The 6,294-nt window shown below is 73.5% G+C and carries 5 protein-coding genes; 1 reads left to right on the forward strand and 4 read right to left on the reverse strand.

What is annotated here, in order from left to right; genetic code table 11:
- From C6N75_RS28640 to C6N75_RS28655, 4 genes are all read right to left on the reverse strand, one after another.
- The coding region (locus C6N75_RS28640; RefSeq protein WP_105871763.1) for a bifunctional glycosyltransferase/CDP-glycerol:glycerophosphate glycerophosphotransferase at window positions 1–1,857 on the reverse strand (1,857 nt) is incomplete at its 3' end.
- 142 nt (window positions 1,858–1,999) lie between these two features.
- Window positions 2,000–2,917, reverse strand: coding sequence for a carbohydrate ABC transporter permease (locus C6N75_RS28645; RefSeq protein WP_105871759.1), 918 nt, complete (start codon window positions 2,915–2,917; stop codon window positions 2,000–2,002).
- A complete protein-coding gene (locus C6N75_RS28650) occupies window positions 2,914–4,296 on the reverse strand; it encodes a carbohydrate ABC transporter permease (RefSeq protein WP_105871760.1) in 1,383 nt (460 codons plus the stop codon). The genes C6N75_RS28645 and C6N75_RS28650 overlap by 4 nt, the downstream gene beginning before the upstream one ends.
- Before the next feature lie 4 nt (window positions 4,297–4,300).
- Window positions 4,301–5,692: an ABC transporter substrate-binding protein gene (locus C6N75_RS28655; RefSeq protein ID WP_105871761.1), complete on the reverse strand. Its 1,392-nt coding sequence runs from the start codon at window positions 5,690–5,692 to the stop codon at window positions 4,301–4,303.
- Between the two features lie 192 nt (window positions 5,693–5,884).
- Between C6N75_RS28655 and C6N75_RS28660 the strand changes: the two genes are divergently transcribed.
- The coding region (locus tag C6N75_RS28660) for a hypothetical protein (RefSeq protein WP_105871762.1) at window positions 5,885–6,294 on the forward strand (410 nt) is incomplete at its 3' end.

Genomic DNA, 6,294 nt, shown 5'->3' on the forward strand with positions numbered 1-6,294 from the left:
CCCCACTTCCCCGGCGCCACGCCCGCGGAGGTCCCGGGGTAAGGCCCCGCCGCCGGCCCCCCGCCCGGCCCCCGCGCGGCCGTGTACGCCCCGTCCCCCCGGGGTTGCGTCCACCCCCGACCGCGCCGGCGGGGCCGGGACCGCCGGCGCGCCGCGCTGGGCGAGCAGGCGGTCCAGGTCCAGCAGGCGCGGCTGGGGGTGGACGTAGTCGCGGTGGGTGGGGGCGTACAGGATCGCGGTGTGGCCGGGCGGGATGCCGAGGGCGGCGCGTTCCCGGGTGACGTCGGCGGCGGTGGCGCGGTGGAAGAGGTCGGCGCGCGGGCTGCCGTACTCCAGCAGCGTGTACGCGGCCGGGTAGACGCGCTGCCAGACCAGGCTGGAGTGGCGGTTGGCGGAGACCAGGTGGTCCCAGTCGTCCACCGAGGCCAGCAGCCGGGCGAAGTCCATCCCCCGGGCGGCGGCCGGGCGGCGTTGCAGGTCCAGGCCCATGTGCTTGAGCGGGGTGCCGTGCTGGGTCTGGAGCAGGACCTGACCGCGCCGCTTGACCAGCCGGCGGTCGAAGTTGACGTTGTTGACCAGGTGGCGGGAGCGGGCCAGCGCGGTCCAGTAGGCGGCGGTGCCGGGCGCGACCCACCGGACCCCGGGCGGCACGGTGTGCGCGTACGCCGGGTCGCAGATCCAGGTGGTGCGGATGTGCGGGGCGAGTTCGCGCACCCGCTCCTCGACGGCGGCCGGCGAGCAGCCGTAGCCGCGGTGCCAGGAGGCGGCGAAGACGGCCGTGTCGGGGTGGACGGGCAGCAGGAGCTGGGCGCGGTAGTGGAGTTGGAGCAGGGCGCCGCGGGCGCGGCGGGCCAGGTACCGGGCGCGGGCGAGCGCGGCCTTGAGGAGGGTGCGGGCGGCGGTCAGGGCGGTGAAGGCGCGGCGGCTGCCGAGCCGGACCAGGGCGTGCCGCAGCCGGGTGCTGGCCTGCGGGGTGGCGCCGGGGGTGCGGTAGCGCCGGTAGTGGGCGCGGGCGCGGCGGAAGAACCGGGCGCGGGTGGAGCGCGGCAGCCGGCCGGGGGCGGTGTAGACGGAGGTGAAGTGGTCGGCCATCCGCCGGAACAGCACCGGTCGCCAGCGGGCCAGTTCGGGCCGCCCGTCCAGGAAGGCGAAGACCCGGTCGTACTGGTCGAACAGCTCGAAGTGGCGGACGCTGGTGGTGCGCAGGATCGAGCCGGTGCGGCGCTGCCGGTAGTGCACGCAGACCTGGTCCAGGGTGGCGATCGACCGGGCCGCCAGCAGCGCGGGATAGGTCCAGGGGGTGTCCTCGTAGAAGCCGGGCGGGAAGGCGAACCGCTCGCGGGTGAGGAAGTCGCGGCGGTACGCCTTGTTCCAGACCACCATCAGGACGCGCAGGAGGCCGGGGCGGTCCGCGAGGACGAAGGGGGCGGGGCCGTCCTCGGTGAGGTGGGCGCGGAAGTCGTGGCCGACCTCGTCGCCGGACCAGTAGACCCGGGTGTAGTCGAAGACCAGGAGCTCCGGGTCGCCGGTGGCGTCGAGCCGGTCGGCGACCGCCTGGAGGGCGCCGGGGACGAAGGTGTCGTCGCCGTCGAGGAAGAGGACGTACTCGCCGGTGGCGCGGGCCAGGCCGGCGTTGCGGGCGGGGCCCAGGCCGGCGTTCTCCGGGAGGTGGACGGCGACGACCCGGCGGTCCCTGGCGGCGTACTCGTCGATGACGGCGCCGCAGCCGTCGGGGGAGCAGTCGTCCACGGCGATCAGCTCCAGGTCGCCGAAGGACTGCCCGAGCACCGATTCCAGGCACTCGGGCAGATAGGTCTGGACCTCGTAGGCGGGAACGATCACGCTGAACCTGGGCATGGCCCCTGAACGCCCCGTGGGCGCGGCCGGTCACGCCGGTCGTGGCAACCGGGGGAAGCGCGTGGTGCATCCGGGGGAGGGGCCACCCGGATGCACCACACCGCCTGCGACCTGCTGCTTCGCGGTCCTCGCCAGGTCGCCGCTACTTCACCGCGCCGGCCATCACGCCGTTGACGAAGTGCCGCTGGAAGGCGAAGAACACCGCCAGCGGGATCACCATGGAGACGAACGCGCCGGGGGCGAGGACGTCGACGTTGTTGCCGAACTGCCGGACCTGCTGCTGGAGGGCGACGGTGATCGGCGGGGACTCGGAGTCGGCGAAGATCAGGGCGATCAGCATGTCGTTCCACACCCACAGGAACTGGAAGATGCCGAGCGAGGCGATCGCCGGGCCGCCCAGCGGCATCACCACCCGGGCGAACAGCCGGATCTCGCCCGCGCCGTCCAGCCTGGCGGCCTCCAGCAGTTCGCGCGGGATCTCCGCGAAGAAGTTGCGCAGGAGGAAGATCGCGAACGGGAGGCCGAAAGCCACGTGGAACAGCACCACGCCGGCGGTGGTCTCGAACAGGCCCACCGCGCCGAACAGTTCGGACACCGGGACGAGCGCCACCTGCACCGGCACCACCAGCAGTCCGACCACCAGCAGGAACCACCAGTCGCGGCCGGGGAAGTCGATCCAGGCGAAGGCGTAGCCGGCCAGCGCCCCGATCACCACCACCAGCACGGTGGAGGGCACGGTGATCGCGACGGTGGAGAGCAGTGAGCCGGTGACGGTGTCGTCGGAGAGCAGGGCGGAGTAGTTGGCGGCGGTGAGCTGGGCGGGTTCGGTGAACACCGTCCACCATCCGTCGGCCGCGATGTCCGCCGGGTCGCGCAGCGAGGACAGCAGCAGCCCGACGGTCGGCATCAGCCAGAACAGCGCGACCAGGATCAGGAAGACCCGCAGCGCCCCGCCGCCGGCGCGGGCGGCGACCCGGGCGGCGAGCGAGGGGCGGGCCTTGCCGGACCTGGGAGCGGGGGCCGCGGCGGGCGCGGCCGTCGCCGGCAGTGCGTCGCTCATCGGCGGTTCTCCTTCCGGATGCGCCGGATGTTGAAGACCATCACCGGGATGACCAGCAGCAGCAGCAGTACCGAGATGGCGCTGCCGACGCCCAGGTCGGCGTCCGCGCCGAAGGAGGAGCGGTAGAGCTGGAGGGCGAGCACGTTGGCGTCGTCCTGCACCGAGCCGGGCGCGATGATGAACACCAGGTCGAAGATCTTCAACACGTTGATCATCAGGGTGACCAGGACGACGGCGAGCACCGGCGCCAGCAGCGGCACGGTGATCCGGCGGAACACCTGCCACTCGCTCGCCCCGTCCACCCGGGCGGCCTCCAGCAGCTCGCGCGGCAGGGCGGCCAGTCCGGCGGCGATCAGCACCATCGCGAACCCGGCCCACATCCACACGTACGAGCCGATGATCGCCGGGGTGACCAGGGACGGGCCGAGCCAGTCCACGCCGTTGTAGCGCTCGCGGAAGTTGTCCGCGGGCAGCCTCAGCAGCGCCCCGTCGGCGGCGGCCGGCAGGGTGAACACCCCGTCCGCGCCCGCCTTCGCGGTGGCCACCACCTTCCCGTCCTTGACCGCCTCCACCGACATCCCGGGCAGCCCGCGCTCGGTGGCGTCCACGGTGTTGGGCGTGCCGCCGCCGCCCCGGGTGAAGTCCAGCCAGGTGGTCCCGGTGATCCCGTCCGGGGAGGGCGCGGGGGCCTTCGCCGGGCGGGCGTCGGAGGGGAGGTCGGTCGGGGCGACGCCGACCAGCGGCAGCAGCGCCGGCGTGCCGGCCCGCACCGGCTCCCTGGTGACGAACGCCCCGCCGCCGGCCGCCTTCAGCGGATGCACCGGCAGCGGGCGGGCCTTGGGGTAGCCGGCCGACTCGGCGAAGGTGTCGTGCACCCCGACCCAGACCGCGTTGGCCACCCCGCGCTCCGGGTCCTGCTCGTACACCAGCCGGAAGATGATCCCCGCGGCCAGCATGGAGATCGCCATCGGCATGAAGACGACCAGCTTGAACGCCGTTCCCCAGCACACCCGTTCGGTCAGCACCGCGAAGACCAGCCCGAGCGCGGTGGCCACGGTGGGGGCCACCACCACCCACACCGCGTTGTTCCTCACCGCGGTCAGGATGGTGTCGTCGGAGAAGATCTCCACGTAGTTGCCGAACCCGCCGCTGCCGGCGAGCGAGTCGCCGGAGGCGTCGAAGAACGACCGGTAGACCGAGAAGCCGATCGGGTACAGAACCAGCGCGCCGAGCAGCAGCAGCGCGGGCAGCAGGAAGCCCGCCGCGACCACGCCCCGCCCACCGTTGACGCTCTTGCCCCGCCTGGGCGGCGGGGCCGCCGTGCCCCCGCCGCCGCCCGGGGCCGCCGCCGTGCCCCCGCCCGGGGCCGCCGTCGCCACGGTGTCAGTCCTTCCCGTACGCCTTGGCCGCGTCGGCCTCCAGGCGGGCCTGGACGCCCTTGACGTCCTTCGGGTTCTTCAGGAAGTCCTGAAGCGCCTTCCACTCGCCCTTGCCCGGCGTCCCGCCGAACGACTGCGGCATCTGGTCCGACATGTCGAACCGGAAGTCGTCACCCGCGTCGATCAGCGCCTTGCCGATCTCCTTCTGCACGTCGTTCGGATAGGCGGAGCCCTCCAGCGACTTGTTCGGCGAGACGAACCCGCCCTGCGAGGCCCAGATCCGGGCCGCGTCCGGGGAGGCCAGGAAGGTCAGCAGCGCCTGGGCCGCCGGGTTGTCGGTCAGCGCCACCGCCACGTCGCCGCCGGTCACCACCGGCGCGTCCGCCCCGACCGCCGGGAACGGGAACGCCTTGGCGTCCTGGCCGACCTTCGCCTCGGTCTCGGCGATGTTGCTGGCCACGAAGTCGCCCTCGAAGACCATCGCGGCCTTCGGGGTGTCGCCGCCGGTGAACGTCTGCGTCACCGACGCCGGGAACTCGGTCTGCAACGCGCCGCTCGCGCCGCCCGCGATCAGCTCCGGCCGGCCGAACAGCTCGGCCAGCGTGGTGAGCGCCTGTGCCACCGACGGGTCGGTCCACGCGATCTCGTGCTTCGCCAACTGGTCGTACTTCTCCGGCCCGGCCTGCGAGAGGTAGACGTTCTCGAACCAGTCGGTCAGCGTCCAGCCGTCCGCGCCGCCCACCGACACCGGCGCCACCCCGGACGCGGACACCGTCTCGGCGGTGGAGAGGAAGTCCTTCCAGGTCTTGGGCTCCGACACGCCCGCCGCCTCGAAGACGGCCGTGTTGTACCAGACCAGGGATTTGTTGGCGGCCTTGAAGTACACCCCGTACTGGGTGCCGTCCACCGCGCCCAGCTCGCGCCAGCCGGTGCCGTAGTTCTTCTGGAGCTGCGCCTTCGCCTCCGCGCCCGCGGGCTTGGCCCACTTGCGCTCCACCGCCTGCTTGAGCGCGCCGACCTGCTGGAGCATCGCCACGTCCGGCGGCGAACCGCCCGCGATCTTGGTGCCCAGGTAGTTGAGCATCGCGTCCTGGGTGGGCACATAGCTGACCTTGGCGCCGGTGCGCTTCTCGAACTCGGCCAGCACCTTGCCGAACGACTCCTGCTCGGGGCCCGTCCACACGGCGACGACCTGCACCGACTTGCCGTCCAGCTTGGGCAGTTCGACGCTGGGCTGGGCGTTGCCCGGGCTCTGGTCCGGGCCGGTGCCGTCCTTGCCGCCGTCACCCCCGCCGCCGTCCCCGCAGCCCGCCAGGGCCAGCGCCCCGACCGCCGCGAGCGCCACCGCGGCTCTGCGCGAGCGAAGAGCCGTGCGGGTGGTGTGAGTTGTACGCATCAATGCCCCCGTCCTTGCCGGACCCGTCTGGGTGTTGCTCAGGTGTACGCCCGGCGTAACAGCCCCGCAATACCGCCTCCGGCGGTAACCCCCGCATCGTGATCCGGTCGTGACGTCCGCCTCGCAACTCCCCTGTCAGAGGCTTGATTTACGGTGGTGGGACGGGTGAACAGGGGAGACGGGGGTAGCCGCATGGGTCGGGCGCGGGAGGACGAGCGCGAGCTGCTGGCCGCCGGTCTCGGCGCGGTCGGCGCGGGCGTCGGCGGCCGTGCGGGCGGTTGGCTGACCCGCCGGGTCGCCCGGCTGATGCCGGACGACGTCCATGAGGCGGAGATCGTGCTGCCGCTGCACTGGGCGGAGGCGGTGCGCCGGGTGCGCACCGTGGTGGGCGGGGCCGGCCCCGAGGTCGCGCCCGCCCCCGCGCCGCCCGGGGACGCCCCCCGGGACCGGGTCATGCGCGTGCTCACCGGCGGCGGCTTCGCCGGGATGAACCCGGTCGTGCTGACCGCCACCGTCGTCCGCCCCTCGGCCAAGGACGACGCCGGGCGGGCTAACGGGGGCGAGGCCCGGCCCCCGGGCGAGGGCGAGGGCGAGGGCGAGGC

The organism is Streptomyces solincola, assembly GCF_002982015.1.
Taxonomy (GTDB): Bacteria; Actinomycetota; Actinomycetes; order Streptomycetales; family Streptomycetaceae; genus Streptomyces; species Streptomyces solincola.

Bases quoted from the DNA above. Each gene is read 5' to 3' on its own strand.
- C6N75_RS28645 (WP_105871759.1), bottom strand. From the start codon at position 2,917: ATGAGCGACGCACTGCCGGCGACGGCCGCGCCCGCCGCGGCCCCCGCT.
- C6N75_RS28655 (WP_105871761.1), bottom strand. From the start codon at position 5,692: ATGCGTACAACTCACACCACCCGCACGGCTCTTCGCTCGCGCAGAGCC.